The sequence below is a fragment of the Pseudomonas palmensis genome (genome assembly GCF_049942755.1).
GTDB classification, from domain to species: domain Bacteria; phylum Pseudomonadota; class Gammaproteobacteria; order Pseudomonadales; family Pseudomonadaceae; genus Aquipseudomonas; species Aquipseudomonas palmensis.
Genome location: NZ_CP187958.1, coordinates 2,097,501 through 2,113,133, shown reverse-complemented (window position 1 = coordinate 2,113,133; position 15,633 = coordinate 2,097,501). Strand labels below are relative to the sequence as shown.

15 protein-coding genes (1 of these 15 cut by a window edge) are annotated in these 15,633 nt (G+C 64.3%); 2 read left to right on the top strand and 13 right to left on the bottom strand.

Annotation, left to right across the window (positions count from 1 at the left end; translation table 11 throughout):
- Positions 1-73: 73 nt before the first annotated feature.
- From ACPRTJ_RS09625 to ACPRTJ_RS09565, 13 genes are all read right to left on the bottom strand, one after another.
- Positions 74-478: a hypothetical protein gene (locus tag ACPRTJ_RS09625; RefSeq protein WP_054916013.1), complete on the bottom strand. Its 405-nt coding sequence runs from the start codon at positions 476-478 to the stop codon at positions 74-76.
- Positions 479-493: 15 nt separating this feature from the next.
- Positions 494-1,969, bottom strand: coding sequence for a hypothetical protein (locus tag ACPRTJ_RS09620; protein ID WP_043862324.1), 1,476 nt, complete (start codon positions 1,967-1,969; stop codon positions 494-496).
- Positions 1,957-3,408 carry a hypothetical protein gene (locus ACPRTJ_RS09615; protein ID WP_426428700.1) on the bottom strand — a complete coding sequence of 484 codons (1,452 nt, stop codon included), beginning with the start codon at positions 3,406-3,408 and terminating at the stop codon, positions 1,957-1,959. Before ACPRTJ_RS09615 ends, ACPRTJ_RS09620 begins: the two co-directional genes overlap by 13 nt.
- 184 nt (positions 3,409-3,592) lie before the next feature.
- The gene (locus tag ACPRTJ_RS09610; RefSeq protein WP_426428698.1) at positions 3,593-5,548 is read right to left on the bottom strand and encodes a DUF4105 domain-containing protein; all 1,956 of its coding nucleotides are present in this window, start codon (positions 5,546-5,548) and stop codon (positions 3,593-3,595) included.
- A complete protein-coding gene (locus ACPRTJ_RS09605) occupies positions 5,545-5,865 on the bottom strand; it encodes a DUF2388 domain-containing protein (protein WP_043862327.1) in 321 nt (106 codons plus the stop codon). Before ACPRTJ_RS09605 ends, ACPRTJ_RS09610 begins: the two co-directional genes overlap by 4 nt.
- 27 nt (positions 5,866-5,892) lie before the next feature.
- Positions 5,893-6,186 carry a DUF2388 domain-containing protein gene (locus ACPRTJ_RS09600; protein ID WP_054916009.1) on the bottom strand — a complete coding sequence of 98 codons (294 nt, stop codon included), beginning with the start codon at positions 6,184-6,186 and terminating at the stop codon, positions 5,893-5,895.
- 114 nt (positions 6,187-6,300) lie between these two features.
- Positions 6,301-6,618 (bottom strand): DUF2388 domain-containing protein, encoded by a 318-nt coding sequence (locus tag ACPRTJ_RS09595; protein WP_043862329.1) that lies wholly within the window; start codon positions 6,616-6,618, stop codon positions 6,301-6,303.
- Positions 6,619-6,857: 239 nt separating this feature from the next.
- A complete protein-coding gene (locus tag ACPRTJ_RS09590) occupies positions 6,858-7,073 on the bottom strand; it encodes a DUF1127 domain-containing protein (RefSeq protein ID WP_043862330.1) in 216 nt (71 codons plus the stop codon).
- A 319-nt stretch (positions 7,074-7,392) separates the two neighbouring features.
- A complete protein-coding gene (locus ACPRTJ_RS09585) occupies positions 7,393-8,886 on the bottom strand; it encodes an acetyl-CoA hydrolase/transferase family protein (protein WP_043862331.1) in 1,494 nt (497 codons plus the stop codon).
- A 178-nt stretch (positions 8,887-9,064) separates the two neighbouring features.
- Positions 9,065-10,501 (bottom strand): NAD(P)(+) transhydrogenase (Re/Si-specific) subunit beta, encoded by a 1,437-nt coding sequence (locus ACPRTJ_RS09580; RefSeq protein WP_043862332.1) that lies wholly within the window; start codon positions 10,499-10,501, stop codon positions 9,065-9,067.
- A 2-nt stretch (positions 10,502-10,503) separates the two neighbouring features.
- Positions 10,504-10,821, bottom strand: coding sequence for an NAD(P) transhydrogenase subunit alpha (locus ACPRTJ_RS09575; protein WP_043862333.1), 318 nt, complete (start codon positions 10,819-10,821; stop codon positions 10,504-10,506).
- Positions 10,822-10,832: 11 nt separating this feature from the next.
- Positions 10,833-11,954, bottom strand: coding sequence for a Re/Si-specific NAD(P)(+) transhydrogenase subunit alpha (locus tag ACPRTJ_RS09570; protein WP_043862334.1), 1,122 nt, complete (start codon positions 11,952-11,954; stop codon positions 10,833-10,835).
- A 409-nt stretch (positions 11,955-12,363) separates the two neighbouring features.
- A complete protein-coding gene (locus ACPRTJ_RS09565) occupies positions 12,364-13,290 on the bottom strand; it encodes a LysR family transcriptional regulator (RefSeq protein ID WP_315405533.1) in 927 nt (308 codons plus the stop codon).
- A gap of 152 nt (positions 13,291-13,442) precedes the next feature.
- On the opposite strand from ACPRTJ_RS09565, the gene ACPRTJ_RS09560 reads away from it, so the two are divergent.
- A complete protein-coding gene (locus tag ACPRTJ_RS09560; protein ID WP_054916007.1) occupies positions 13,443-14,624 on the top strand; it encodes an acyl-CoA dehydrogenase in 1,182 nt (393 codons plus the stop codon).
- 14 nt (positions 14,625-14,638) lie between these two features.
- Positions 14,639-15,633, top strand: partial view of a CaiB/BaiF CoA transferase family protein gene (locus ACPRTJ_RS09555; RefSeq protein ID WP_043862337.1) — the 5' portion only. It continues 226 nt past the right edge of the window; 995 of the gene's 1,221 nt are visible here — the first part of the coding sequence; it begins with the start codon at positions 14,639-14,641; its stop codon lies beyond the right edge, outside the window.

Below are 15,633 nucleotides of genomic sequence, written 5' to 3'. Positions count from 1 at the left end.
GGGTCGGCGGGCTAAATCCGTGGATCAAATTGAAGCGTCAGGCCAGGCCTGACGCGGGCAGTGCAGGCCGGGCTCAGCGCTTGGCCGAGAAGGTCATCAGCCAGGCCACCAGCGAAATGCCGGCCACGCCAGCCAGTGGTGCAAGGTACAGCGGGGTGAGGAACTGACCGGAGTTGATCACCGCCAGCACGGCCATGGCCGACACCAGCAGCAGGCCCAGGAACAGGAACCAGCCCGAGGCGTTGGCGCGGCTGGGGGCCACGCGCTCGCGCACGCGCCAGTTGGCGTAGGCGTTCTTGATCACGAAGAAGATCAGCGCCAGTACCACCAGCACGGCCACGCCGATCAGGGCGTCACGGCTGTCGACCTTTTTCGGGCCCAGGTCCATCAGCGGCGCCGGAACGCTCAGGGTGGAGGTGGTGGTGGCCGGTGCGGCGTCGTTTTCTACGGGGGCTGGCAGGGAGCTGGTCTGGGTCATGATCGGGGTCCTGGGTTATTTGAGGCGCACGGCGACGTCGGCGGCGAGTTTTTCGAGGGTGGCGCCGAACAGGCCGCGCTTTACGGTCGCGACCTTGTTCTGCCGGGCGTCATAGACGCTGGCGCTGCTGAACGGCTTGAGCGGGTATTGCTGGGCGATGCCTTCGACCATCACCGTGACCGGCTTCTTGCCGCCGATCAGGGCCTTGGCCAGCAACAGGCCGATCAACGCCAGCACCAGCAGGGCCAGCAGCAACAGCACCGGGCCCAGCGGGTAGCTGATCTGCAGCACAATCGGCAGGCGGGTAGCCGAAGCGCTGGCTTCGCTGGACGGCAGGAACACATCGGGCAGTGCATCGTTGGGGAACAGCTCGTTCATGCGCTCGATGAACTGCTGGGAAATCTGCAGTTGCTGCTCGCTCAGGCGCACTTCGATGGCCCCGGCACGCTGGTAGCCGCTGGACAGCAGCACTTCGCTGGACCACTGCGACGGCAGCGGCGGCAGTTGCAGGCTGATCGACAGCTCGTCGGAGCGGGCGCCGGGTTCGAGGTTCTCGATGCGGTCCATCGAGATCGCCGACTGCAGGGCTTCGCCGGGCATGTCCAGGCTCATCGCGACCTTGGCCGAGTGGATCTGGTAGGGGTTGAACTGGTTCTCGAAGCGGCCCAGCAACACCGCGGTCTTGGGCGAGCCGTCGACGTTGATGTTTAGCACCACGGTCTGCTGGTCGGGGGCCAGCTCTGCACTGACGTCGGGGGTGTCCTTGACGCCGGTCGGGATGAAGCGCACGGCGGCCTGGGTCAGCGGCTTGAGGCGTACACGCGCGTCGTTCAGCAGTTTGGCCAGGGCCGGCTGGGCCAGCACCTGTTCCAGCGCGGCACCGGCATTGGCGCCGTAGGCCAGGGCGTAGATCATCAGGCCGTTGGCTTCGAAGTTGCTGCTCTTGACCGGCATCTTCTGCGGGAAGGCGGCGATGCGGCTGATCACGTCTTCCTTGTGCAGCAGGTCGTAGAACTCGCGGTTCTTGAGCTGGGTCTCGCTGCTGTTGTTGGGGCTGTTCTTGTTGTTGGTGACGATCCAGATGATGCCTTCGCGCCCTTCCAGGCCGGTCTTGATCGCGGCCAGCAGGGCTTCCTTGAAGTCGGTGTCGGCATAGGCGCCACTGGCCTTGCGTGCCAGGGCCAGGGCATTGACGCTGTCGCCGAGCTTGGCGTGGGTGCCGGGGCCGCGGTAGGTCCATTGCGGCGAGGGGTGGCTGCTGTCGGCCTGGTTGAAGGCGCCGATCACCACTTCGCCGTTGCCGGCGGCGGTGGCGGCCAGTTGCGTGATCAGCGGTTTGAAGCCCGAAGCCGGGTCGAGGTAGAACGGCTCCATCCAGCCGGAGTTCTGTACCAGAAACACCTGGCGCAGCGGTTGCGCCTGGGCGCTCAGGCACACCAGGCTCAGGGCCAGCAGCAGGCCACGGCGCAGCAGACGGTTCATGCGTTCCATCGGTAGAGCGCTCCAGTCGAATCGATGTACAGCCACAGGGCGTTGTCGTGGAAGAACCACTGGGCGTTCCAGGGTTGGGCCACTTTGAGGGTGATGCTCAAGGGCGGCTGGCCCACGCGTTCCAGGCAGAACTGGCTGTCGATGGCCTGGTCGTTGCCGAAGAACTGTTGCAGGCTCGACGGCCACTCGACGCGCACCGACAGCAGGTACTGGCTGTCGATGAACTCGATGAAGGGGTAGACCACTTCGCGCCGGGTGGGGGTGTTGTCGACGTCGTGCTCGCCCCAGGGCGCATCCAGGCGCACGTTGAACATGTAGTTCAGGTGCCCGGTGCTCAGGCGCGAGCCTTTGACTTCCTTGCGTTCGTCCGAGTCCAGGCGCAGGCAGTACTGCTCGCTGCCCTCGAACAGTTGCTGCCAGATGCCGTAGCCGTTGACGAACGGCGGGCCGTATTCGGGGCGGGCCTGGGCACCGGAGGGCCAGCTCAGCCACTGGGCGTCCAGCTGTGCGCCGAGCTTGACGCTGAGGTAGCCGTGGGCGCCGATCCACAGCAGGCGCCGCGAGGCCGGGTCGCGCAGTGGCGCGGACAGGCCCTGCAGGTGCGCCGGGTTGGCGTGGGCGATGGGGTGCAGGGTCCACTGTTCATTGTGGCGTGCCACCAGGCTGAAGCTGCCGTCGGGCATCTGCTGCGGGATCAGTACCTGGTCGTCGAGATCGCCGGGGGCGGCGATGGCACGGCCCGGGCAGCGGTCGACATGGTAGCGGCCATCGAGCGGGTCGACGCGCACCTCGGTGGCACCCTCGTCACAGGCCAGCAGCAGGCGTTGCTGTTCGCCCACCTCGCGCAGGCTCACGCCCCACGCCCAGCTGGGCAGGCTGCAACGGCCGATCGGGGTGCTGTGCGGCAACAGCGCCGCCCACTCCTGGGCCTGGCGCTGCCAGCGGAACAGGCTGCCGTCGCGGGCCAGCGCAAACAGCGCCTCGCGATGACCGCCCAGGTTGGCGACGAGAAAATTCAAGCCGTTCTTGCGTGGCAGCTGGTCGTACTTGTGCGCGGTGTTCAGGCTGCGCGGGGTGGCGCCGTCCAGCTTGCGGTACAGCGCGGCGAGGGTGTGTTCGGCACCGTCGAGCCGGCAACTGCCCTCCACCACCCGGCGTCCGCTGCCGTTGCCATAGGGCGGCAACCAGCGTTGCTGGCGGTCGAAGCGCACGGGTGTGAGGGCTGTACCGGTCTGCGGGCAATGGCGGAAGCTGGCCGGCAGCCAGCCCTGCGCACCGGGCGCCTGCTGCGCACCGACGAGAAAGTCCAGGTCGGGCTGCGCGTCTTCCAGCGCCTTGCCGGCGACGTGGGTCAGGGAGAACCTGCCATGGGCATCCTGCAACCAGCGTTGCCCATCCAGCGACCACTCGTACTCGCGGTCGTCTCCGACTACGTCCATATAATCCCACCATGCCAACGGTCGTCCGTGCGCGGCAGTGCCTGCTTGAGGTCAGGCCGTCACGTCGAAAGAAAGAGGTTCTGCGAAATGTCCCGGCGCCTTTCGGCGGGGCGCAATGGCAGCCAAATGCCATTTTTCAAGCGGCGAAATAGTGGCACAGGCAGTTACAAAGTCAACTACCGACTCAGGGCAATTGCAGCCCGCCCGCGGCCTTGTGCAATGCGCGCAGGTGTTCGCCGAGCTGCTTGAGGTTGGCTTCGACGGCGGCGATTTCGGCGGCGCGCTCGGGGCCGAGCAAGGCGCGTACTTCCTTGTCCAGGTCGCCGGTCAGGCGCTGCAGTTGCTGCTGGCGCTGGCTGCTGGCCTGCTCCAGCTGCTGGCGTTCGCTGGCCTGGGGCAGCCCGTAGCCGCTGCCGCTCAGCAGTTCGGCCGGTTTGCTGAGAAAGCCGCTGTTGGCGAGGATCTGCTGCAGGGTGCTGTTGGCCTGGGCCACGTTGGTGTCGTTGAGCTCGCGACCGCTGAGGTAGCGCTGCTTGACCTCGTCCTGGGCCAGCAGCAGCTGGCGGCGCAGGCCGGCCTGTTCCAGCAGCAACAAGGCCGCGCTGGTGCGCAGGTCGGCCTGGGCGAACCATTGCTGGCGCTGGGCGGGTGGCTGTTCGAGCCAGGCCTCCACGCTGGCCTGCGGCACCGGCAGGTGCTGCTTGAGCACCTGGAACATGGCCTGGTAGCGGTCGCGGTAGGAGTCGAAGCGGTAGCCCAGGCGCAAGGCTTCGCGCGGGTCGTCGAGCACGCTCATGTCGGCCAGGCCACGACCCTGCAGCACCTCGAGCAGGCCATTGGGCATGATGCTGTCGAGCCCGGCCAGGCGCGGGTTGCCGGTGCCGCTGCGCAGCAGCTTGAGGGTTTCGACCGCGCAGTTGTTGGACAGGAAGTAATAGTGGCCGTCGTAGTTCCAGTGCATCTCGGCAGCCTGGCGCACCAGGTCTTCGATTTCGTCCCGGTCGAGCTTGAGCGGGATCGAAGCCAGGCTGCGCAGTTCGGTCTTGGTGTACTCGTCGATCACCTGTGCCAGTGGCAGCACGAACAGGCGCGAGGGGTAGGCGCCGGTCAGGCCGTCCCAGCTCGATAGCTGCACGTCGTTGACGAAGGCACGGTACGAGAGCACCAGGTGCTGGTCCAGGTCCAGGCGGCAGTCCGGACCGCGTGGGCGCCCCGGCGCGCAGATCACCAGGCGCAGCATGCTGTGGCCCCAGCGGCTGACCCAGTTCTGGTTGGCTTCGGCCAGCAGGAAGTCCACGGCGTACACGCGTTCGGGGTCGACCTGGCCCAGCGGCTGCTTGTCGAAGTCGTTGCCGGCGTTGAGGAACGGCAGCCCCGGCGCGCACTCGGCAACGGCAGGCGCCCAGTCGAAATGCTCGCGCAGGTACTTGTAGAGGGCCGGGCGGCGACAGGCGTAGCTCGGGTCGAGGAGGAAGTACTCCATGTTGACCGCGATGAATTCCTTGGGGCTGCTCAGCTCGTAGCTGTCCGGGGTGCGTGCGATCTGGCGGTTGTGCTGTTCGCGCTCGCCACGCCGGCCCACGTATTGCGGCCAGCCGGCGAGGTCGAGCAGGCGCGGGTCGTCGCTGAGGGTGAAGCGGCGTTCGGTCTGGCCGCGGCATTCATCGGGCAGCCCCACCTTGCCCAGGCTGGTGTTCTGGCGCACGCAGCGGCTGATCAGCCGGCGCTCGGGCGCTGGCCACAGGCGGGCGCGGTCATACAGGTGAGTGAGCTCGTGGAGAACGGTGGCCAGCAGCTCCTGGCGCACCGTGCCATGCGGCCGACCGGTCTGCGCGGTGGCAGCGCTGCCATCGGTGAGGCCCGGCAGCAGGCGCCGGTTGAGCTCCAGGCTCGATACCAGCGACGCCTGGCCATAGGCGTCTTCGGGCATGCGGGTGGTCCAGAAGACGTCGACGCGGCGGTCCAGCTCAGCCTTCAAGCGTGGCGGCAGGGCCTGCAGGGCTTCGTCGAGCAATGCCTGGCTGGCCCGCTGCTGTTGCGGGTCGAGGCCGTCTGCCTGCAGGTGCAGTTGCAGGTCGGCCAGCGCAGGGGCGCCGAGCAGCGTCAGTACGCAGCCCAACAGCCAGGCAAGGGGTTTCACAGCGACAGGATGGCTTCGGCCAGCACCTGGTCGCTGGCGTCGCGTGCTTCGGGGACGCGCTGGCGCAGGGTATCGAAGGCAGCTTCCAGTTGCGCGCCACGGATATCGCCACGGCTGGCGACGAAGCTGGCGGCATCGTCACGGGCCTCGCGCACGACCTTGGAGTCGCGGATCGAGGTGGTGGTGTCGGAGGTGAAGTCGATCGAGCGGCCAAAGGCACGCACGATGATATTGCTGGTGGCCACCAGGGTTTGTGCCTGGACCACGTCGGCCAGCAGCATCAGGCCGAGGGTGGCGGCAATCAGCGGTTTACGCATGGAGCATCTCCGGAAAATCGGTTGTGATCATTGGACGAGAATTGCCTGCGCCAGTTCAAGGTCGCTGGCATGAAGTTCGGGGGTGTGCTGGCGCAGTGCGTTCAGGGCGGCTTCCAGCTGTGCGCCACGCAGGGCGCCGTCGCTGGCGACGAAGGCGGCGGCATCGTCGTGGGCGGCCAGGATCAGCTTGCGATCGAACGGGGCGGTGGTCACCTTGCTGGTGGCGTAGCCCGCAATCACAAGGCTTTGAGTGGTCAGGTCGAAGGCCTGGGCGGCAGTCGACGCGCAGAGTGCGAGCAGCAGCGGTAGCAAATAACGCATGAGGTCTGGTTGGCTGTGAAATCAGGCGGCAAGGCTATCCCAATGCGCGGGTGGGGACCAGCGCAGGGTACCCGGCTTTTACACGTTGTTACGTGTACCGGGCCCTTGCGCGGTTCAGATGGCCAGGATCGCCTGGGCCAGTTGGGCGTCGGAAGCCTGCAGGGTCGGGGCCTGCTGGCGGATGTGGGCGAAGGCGCTTTCCAGTTTCACACCGCGGATGGCGCCCTGGCTGGCGACGAAGCTGGCGGCGTCGTCACGGGCGGCGCGCACGATCTTGTCATCGCGCAGCGATGAGGAGGCATCGGAGGTCGCGTTGGTGGAGGCGGCAACGCCACGCACCACGGTATCGGTGGTGACCACGAAGCTGGATGCGTGGGCAGTGGAGGCCAGGGCCAGCAGCATTGCGGCGCCAAGCAGGCGGGTACGGGACATGGTCGATCTCCTGAATATGGGCCCGGCTATTATGCAGCAGGTGGTGCAGTGGCGTCTGCTTTGCCGGCTCCTGCAGCGCAGCTATACGATTGTACTGGTGATATTTTGGTTTATAAAAACTGTACTGGTATTGGGTTCGAATGCTCTGGCACGGGCCTTTCAAACAAAAAAACCCGTCAGCAGTCACCTGCGACGGGTTTTTGAATTTGGGGTGCCAGCGTTGGCCGGCGGGCCCTGCATCAACGCCAGAAAGGCTTGCTCAGCTCTTCGTAACGTTGCGCTTCGCTGATACCGGCATCAGCCAGCAGACGCGAGTCCAGGCGAGCCAGTTGGTGGCGGCTGGCGATGCGGCGTTGCCACAGCATCAGGTTGGCCAGCAGGCGCAGTGGCAGCGAACCCTGGGATTGTTGAGCGTTGTTTTCAAAAGCCAGATCGGAACTGAGTGTACGTTCCATGGTGTCATCCTTCCGCTTGTGGCGGCATTAGGTAGTGATTTAACTGATGCCAATGATCCTCCTGTGTCGTCCATAACAGTAGATACAGTTCACCTGCATTGTGATGGGCCAGTTAACTGTTTATGCAGACTGTTGCACTCGGATTGGACGCAACTGTACTGGTCCGCACTGAAATGGTGCAATTTAGGGTCAATGAGGGGATTTTGCGTAGGAAGGTACCGTCAAAACACCGGTACAGTAGAACAGTTTGTGTAACGGTTGAGCCGGGCAACTGTACAGCCGGTGCGCATTGCGCGCCACCGGCTGTACAGGGACGGCTTCAGCTGGCCAGCATGCGCCCGGTTTCTTCCAGGTTTTCATGCCACTGCAGGGCTTCGCGCAGGATGTGCGGGGTGTGCCCACCCTTTTCGCAGGCGCGGGTGAAGTAGTCGTTCAGTGCGTCGCGGTAGTCCGGGTGCACACAGTTGTCGATGATCACCCGGGCGCGCTCGCGCGGCGCCAGGCCACGCAGGTCGGCCAGGCCCTGCTCGGTGACGAGGATGTCCACGTCGTGCTCGGTGTGGTCCACATGGCTGACCATCGGTACCACGCTGGAGATCGCGCCGCCCTTGGCGATGGACTTGGTGACGAAGATGGCCAGGTGCGCGTTGCGCGCGAAGTCGCCCGAGCCACCGATGCCGTTCATCATGCGCGTGCCGCACACGTGGGTGGAGTTGACGTTGCCGTACAGGTCGAACTCCAGTGCGGTGTTGATGCCGATGATGCCCAGGCGCCGTACCACTTCAGGGTGGTTGGAGATTTCCTGCGGACGCAGTACCAGCTTGTCCTTGTAGCGCTCCAGGTTGCCGAACACGTCGGCGTTGCGACGGGTCGACAGGGTGATGGAACTGCCCGAGGCAAAGCTCAGCTTGCCGGCGTCGATCAGATCGAAGGTCGAGTCCTGCAGCACTTCGGAGTACATGGTCAGGTCTTCGAACGGCGAGTCGATCAGACCGCACATCACCGCGTTGGCGATGCTGCCGATGCCGGCCTGCAGTGGGCCGAGCTTGTTGGTCATGCGCCCGGCGTCGACTTCCTGCTTGAGGAAGTTGATCAGGTGGTTGGCGATACCCTGGGTTTCGTCGTCCGGCGGCAATACGGTGGACGGCGAGTCCGCCTGCTCGGTGATGACGATGCCGACGATCTTGGCCGGGTCGATCGGGATCGCGGTGCTGCCGATGCGGTCATCGACTTTCACCAGCGGGATCGGCGTGCGGGTCGGCCGGTAGGTCGGGATATAGATGTCATGCAGGCCTTCGAGGTTGGCGTTGTGCGCCATGTTGATCTCGACGATGACCTGCTTGGCGAAAATGGCGAAGCTGGCCGAGTTGCCCACGGAGGTGGTCGGCACGATGTGGCCGTCTTCGGTGATCGCGACCGCTTCGATGACCGCGATGTCCGGCAGCTTGAGCTGCTGGTTGCGCAGTTGCTCGACGGTTTCCGACAGGTGCTGGTCGATGAACATCACCTTGCCGTCGTTGATGGCCTTGCGCAGGGTGCTGTCGACCTGGAACGGCATGCGACGGGCCAGCACACCGGCTTCGGTCAGCTGCTTGTCGAGGTCGTTGCCCAGGCTGGCGCCGGTCATCAGGCTGATTTTCAGCGGCGACAGCTTGGCTCGCTCGGCCAGTGCGTGGGGCACGGCCTTGGCTTCGCCGGCACGGGTGAAACCGCTCATGCCGACGGTCATGCCGTCCTCGATCAAACCTGCGGCATCGGCCGCACTCATTACCTTGCTGTGCAAAGAGGACAAGCGAATACGATCACGGTACATGGATTATTATCTCGGGCTACTAAAGCTAGATGCGCAGTCTATTGATTTCGCCTGTCGGCGTCCCGCGACCAAGGTCGAATGCGAAGGCCTGAAGTAGAGCCTTCTGTCGGCTGGGCGGGCATTAAAAAGCCCCAGCCGGTACCGCGCTGGGGCTATTTGTCACAGCCTTTTCAAGGGCTTATTCCACGGCTTTGACCATGTCTTCGATGACCTTCTTGGCATCGCCGAACACCATCATGGTCTTGTCCAAGTAGAACAGTTCGTTGTCCAGGCCGGCATAGCCGCTGGCCATGGAGCGCTTGTTGACGATGATGGTCTTGGCCTTGAAGGCTTCGAGGATCGGCATGCCGGCAATCGGCGACTTGGGATCGTTCTTGGCCGCCGGGTTGACCACGTCGTTGGCACCGAGCACCAGTACCACGTCGGCCTGGCCGAACTCGGAGTTGATGTCGTCCATCTCGAACACCTGGTCGTAGGGCACTTCGGCCTCGGCCAGCAGCACGTTCATGTGCCCGGGCATGCGCCCCGCCACCGGGTGGATCGCGTACTTCACGGTCACGCCGTTGTGGGTGAGCTTTTCGGTCAGTTCCTTGAGCGCATGCTGCGCACGGGCCACCGCCAGGCCGTAGCCGGGCACGATGATCACGGTGTCGGCGTTGCTCAGCAGGAAGGTGGCGTCGTCGGCCGAACCGGATTTCACCGGGCGCGCCTCCTTGGCACCGGCCGGGCCGGCCGCTTCTGCAGCGCCGCCGAAGCCGCCGAGGATCACGTTGAAGAACGAACGGTTCATCGCCTTGCACATGATGTACGAGAGGATCGCGCCGCTCGAACCCACCAGCGAACCGGCAATGATCAGCATCGAGTTGTTCAGCGAGAAGCCGATGCCCGCCGCTGCCCAGCCCGAATAACTGTTGAGCATCGAGACCACCACCGGCATGTCGGCGCCGCCGATCGGGATGATGATCAGTACACCCATCACGAAGGCCAGGGCCAGCATCAGGGCGAAGGCGGTCAGGTTGCCGGTGAAGGTGAAGATCAGACCCAGGGCGATGGTGGCCAGGCCCAGCACCAGGTTGAGCTTGTGCTGGCCGCTGAACTGTACCGGCGCGCCCTGGAACAGGCGGAACTTGTACTTGCCCGACAGCTTGCCGAAAGCGATGACCGAACCCGAAAAGGTGATCGCACCAATGGCGGCGCCAAGGAACAGCTCCAGGCGGTTGCCGACCGGAATCGGGTCGCTGATGCTGGCCACGATGCCCAGCGACTGTGGTTCGACCACGGCAGCGATGGCGATGAACACGGCCGCCAGGCCGATCATGCTGTGCATGAAGGCGACCAGTTCCGGCATCTTGGTCATTTCGACGCGTTTGGCCATGATCGAGCCGGCAGTGCCGCCCACCAGCAGGCCGACGATCACGTAGCCGATGCCGTCGGTGGCCAGCTGCGCGCCCAGTTTGTAGATCAGGCCGACGGTGGTGATCACCGCCAGGGCCATGCCGAGCATGCCGAACAGGTTGCCGCGCCGCGAGGTGGTCGGGTGCGACAGGCCCTTGAGCGCCTGGATGAAGCACACCGAGGCGACAAGGTAGAGCAGGGTTACCAGGTTCATGCTCATGTTTACTTCTTCCCCTCAGCCTTCGCGGCCTTTTTCTTGAACATCTCCAGCATGCGCCGGGTGACGAGGAAACCGCCGAACACGTTGACCGCTGCCAGGGCCACCGCCAGGGTGCCCATGGTCTTGCCGAGCGGGGTCACGGTCAGCGCGGCGGCCAGCATGGCGCCGACGATGACGATGGCGGAGATGGCGTTGGTGACCGCCATCAGCGGGGTGTGCAGCGCCGGGGTCACGTTCCATACCACGTGGTAGCCCACATAGATGGCCAGCACGAAGATGATCAGGTTGTAGACGCCGTGAGAGATCAGCATGTCTTCCATTGTCTGGCTCCTTATCCGTTCTTGCGGATGACCTGGCCGTCGCGGCACATCAGGCACGCGGCGACGATGTCGTCTTCGAGGTTGATCGTGAGGGCGCCGTCCTTGTCGAACAGCAGCTTCATGAAGTCGAGCAGGTTGCGTGCATACAGGGCCGAGGCGTCCGCACCGACCTGGGCTGGCAGGTTGGTGGGGCCGACGATGGTCACGCCGTTCTCGATCACCACCTGGTCGGCCACGGTCAGCGGGCAGTTGCCGCCCTGCGCGGCGGCGAGGTCGATGACCACCGAGCCCGGCTTCATCTGCGCGACGGTTTCGGCGCTGAGCAGGGTCGGTGCCTTGCGCCCGGGGATCAGCGCGGTGGTGATGACGATGTCGGCCTGTCTGGCGCGTTCGTGCACGGCCTGGGCCTGACGCTGCATCCAGCTGGCGGGCATGGGCCGCGCGTAGCCGCCGACGCCTTCGGCGCACTCGCGTTCCTCATCGGTTTCATACGGCACGTCGATGAACTTGGCGCCGAGCGATTCGATCTGCTCCTTTACCGCCGGGCGCACGTCCGAGGCCTCGATCACCGCACCCAGGCGCTTGGCCGTGGCGATGGCCTGCAGGCCGGCCACACCGGCGCCCAGGATGAGCACGCGGGCAGCCTTCACGGTGCCTGCGGCAGTCATCAGCATCGGCATGAAGCGTGGGTAGTGATGCGCGGCCAGCAGCACGGCCTTGTAGCCGGCGATGTTGGCCTGCGATGACAGCACGTCGAGGCTCTGCGCGCGGGAGGTGCGCGGCGCGGCTTCGAGAGCGAAGGCGGTGATCCCGCGTTCGGCCATCCTGGCAATCACGTCATTGTTGAACGGGTTGAGCATGCCCACCAGAACGGTGCCGCTGTTGATCTGGCCCAGTTCGCTTTCGTTGGGCGCCACAACCTTGAGTACAAGCTGTGCGCCAAACGCATCGGCAGCGCTGCCGATGGTCGCGCCTGCTGCTTCATAGGCACTGTCGGGCACGCTGGCATTGACGCCCGCGCCACGTTGCACAGTGACCTGATGACCCTGGCCGATCAGTTTCTTGATGGTTTCGGGGGTGGCAGCGACACGTGTCTCGCCCGTCTGCGTTTCGAGAGGAACACCAATGTGCACGTCAATTTCTCCTGCGTGATCTTTTGTTGGTAAACCAGCGCACTGCGGATGGTGCGTCTGGGGCGGCCGATCAGCACGATCCCGCCCTGAATCCGGGCGGGGCGCGGCATTTTGCAGGCGATCCTGAATCGCTTCAACCGGTTCTGAAGGGTGACGAACGATAAACTACAAGTCACCCTGTGACCGAATGTCGCAATAAACGGCCTGAAGCCCGCGAACCGTGGGCTTCAGGGACATTACGCAAAATTTGAAATTTTTTCAGACAAATTTCGCGAAAGCGCATTTGTGCACAGGTTTTATGTCGCGAAGGCCCCGTAAACAGCAGGGTTAAGGGGTGTTTTGGCGTGCACCGGAACAGTCTGCTCATTTGCGACATTTTCGTATATCTGTAGGGCTCGATATTTGCTGACTACGGGGTCAACAAACCGCTCTGATCCTTGTGCTGCGCGGTATAGCGCTGGGCCTCGGCTACCAGCCAGTCGCGAAAAGCACGCAGTGAGGCGGATTCCACCTTGCGCTCCGGGATCATCAGGTAATACGCCTTGATGCTCGACAGCGCATGCGGGTTGGCAATCACCAGCCTGCCCTCCCCCAGTTCATGCTGGATGAGAAAGGGCGGGATCAACGCCACGCCCATCTCGTGCATGGCGGCCTGGGCCAACATCGAGAATAGCTCATAGCGCGGGCCGGTCATGTCGCGGGCAACGTTCATTTCCAGGCTGTTGAACCACTGGCGCCAGGCATAGGGTCGGGTGGTCTGCTGCAGCAGCGGCAGTTGCGCGAGGCCCTCGGCGCTAAGGCTAGCCTGCCCTGCCAGCAAGGCCGGGCTGCACACCGGCACGGGGTTCTCGCCCATCAGGCGGTGGGACTGGGTACCCGACCAGTCGGCGTCGCCAAAATAGATGGCGGCGTCGAAGTGGGTGTCGGCGAAAAGGAACGGACGGGTGCGGTTGGTCAGGTTGACGGTGACTTCGGGGTGCAGGCGCTGAAAGTCCTTCAGTCGCGGCAGCAGCCATTGCGTGCCGAAGGTCGGTACCAGGGCCAGTTCGATCACGTTGGCGCCCTGCTGGCCCATCACCGACAGGGTATCGCGCTCCACCGCGTCCAGCTGGGTGGCGACGCGGCGGCTATAGGACAGGCCGGCTTCGGTGAGCTTCACGCCACGGCGCGAGCGTCGAAACAGCTCCACATTCAGAAACTCCTCCAGCCCGCCCACCTGTCGGCACACCGCGCCCTGGGTCAGGGAGAGCTCCTGGGCCGCCTTGGTAAAGCTTTCGTGGCGGGCTGCAGCCTCGAAGCACACCAGGGCCGTGGTGCTGGGGATCTTGCGCCGCATATACGTCAACCTCACTAATCAGTCGTAAAAATGGCCGTTGGTGCCGTTACGAAGTGAGAAATTATCACAAGACTATGCGCAATCCTCGTTTGTCGCCACGCCCGTTACGGCCTAGGATCAACCCACGACAAAACGTTTCCGAGGATTCGCACATGGCTGGCAAGGCAAGCTTCAACTGGATCGACCCGCTGCTGCTCGATCAGCAGCTCACCGAAGAAGAGCGCATGGTGCGTGACAGCGCGTTCCACTTCGCCCAGGACAAGCTCGCCCCGCGTGTGCTCGAAGCCTTCCGCCATGAGCAGACCGACCCGGCGATCTTCCGTGAAATGGGCGAGGTTGGCCTGCTGGGTGCGACGATCCCCGAGCAGTACGGTGGCAGCGGCCTCAACTATGTGTGCTACGGCCTGATTGCCCGTGAAGTGGAGCGTATCGACTCCGGCTATCGCTCAATGATGAGTGTGCAGTCTTCGCTGGTGATGGTGCCGATCAACGAATTCGGTACCGAGGCGCAGAAGCAGAAGTACCTGCCCAAGCTGGCCAGCGGCGAGTGGATCGGCTGCTTCGGCCTCACCGAGCCCAACCATGGCTCCGACCCGGGCTCGATGATCACCCGCGCCAGGAGCGTCGACGGTGGCTATCGCCTGAGCGGCAGCAAGATGTGGATCACCAACAGCCCGATCGCTGACGTGTTCGTGGTGTGGGCCAAGGACGATGCGGGCGACATTCGCGGCTTCGTGCTGGAGAAAGGCTGGGAAGGCCTGAGTGCCCCGGCGATTCACGGCAAGGTCGGCCTGCGTGCCTCGATCACCGGCGAGATCGTGATGGACAACGTGTTCGTGCCTGAAGAAAACATCTTCCCGGATGTACGTGGCCTGAAGGGCCCGTTCACCTGCCTCAACTCGGCGCGCTACGGCATCTCCTGGGGCGCCCTGGGTGCAGCGGAAGCCTGCTGGCACACCGCGCGCCAATACACCCTGGACCGTCAGCAGTTCGGCCGCCCGTTGGCCGCCAACCAGCTGATCCAGAAGAAGCTGGCCGACATGCAGACCGAGATCACCCTGGCCCTGCAAGGTTGCCTGCGCCTGGGCCGCATGAAGGATGAAGGCACTGCTGCGGTCGAGATCACCTCGATCATGAAGCGCAACTCCTGCGGCAAGGCGCTGGACATCGCCCGCCTGGCCCGCGACATGCTGGGCGGCAATGGTATCTCCGACGAGTTCGGCGTGGCCCGCCACTTGGTCAACCTCGAGGTGGTCAACACCTATGAAGGTACCCATGACGTGCATGCGCTGATTCTGGGGCGTGCGCAAACCGGTCTGCAGGCTTTCTATTAATAAGGAGCCAGCCCATGGGCGCGCTATCTCATCTGCGGGTGCTGGATCTGTCGCGAGTGCTGGCCGGACCGTGGTCCGGACAGATCCTCGCGGACCTGGGGGCCGAGGTGATCAAGGTCGAGCGTCCCGGGGCGGGCGACGACACGCGCGCCTGGGGCCCGCCGTTTCTCAAGGACGCCTATGGCGAGAACACCAGTGAGGCGGCCTACTACCTTTCGGCCAACCGCAACAAGCAGTCGGTCACCATCGACTTCACCCAGCCCGAAGGCCAGCAACTGGTACGCGAGCTGGCGGCCAAGTCCGACATCCTGATCGAGAACTTCAAGGTTGGCGGGCTGGCGGCCTACGGGCTGGACTACGAAAGCCTGCGGGCGATCAACCCGCGGCTTATCTATTGCTCGATCACCGGCTTCGGCCAGACCGGACCCTACGCCAAGCGTGCCGGTTATGACTTCATGATCCAGGGCCTGGGTGGCCTGATGAGCCTTACCGGCCGCCCGGAGGGTGAGGACGGTGCGGGGCCGGTGAAGGTCGGGGTGGCGTTGACCGATATTCTCACCGGGCTGTATTCGACGGTGGCGATATTGGCCGCCCTCGCCCACCGGGATCACGATGGCGGCGGGCAACACATCGACATGGCGTTGCTGGATGTGCAGGTGGCTTGCCTGGCCAACCAGGCGATGAACTACCTGACCACGGGTGTTGCGCCGCGTCGCCTGGGTAATGCGCACCCGAACATCGTGCCTTACCAGGATTTTCCTACCGCCGATGGCGACTTCATCCTGACCGTGGGTAACGACGGGCAGTTTCGCAAGTTCGCCGAGGTGGCCGGCCAGCCGCAGTGGGCGGATGACCCGCGGTTTGCCACTAATAAACTGCGTGTTGCCAACCGCGCCGAGCTGATCCCGCTGATTCGCCAGGCCACGGTGTTCAAGACTACCGCCGAGTGGGTCAGCCAGCTGGAGCAGGCGGGTGTACCGTGCGGGCCGATCAACGACCTGGCGCAGAT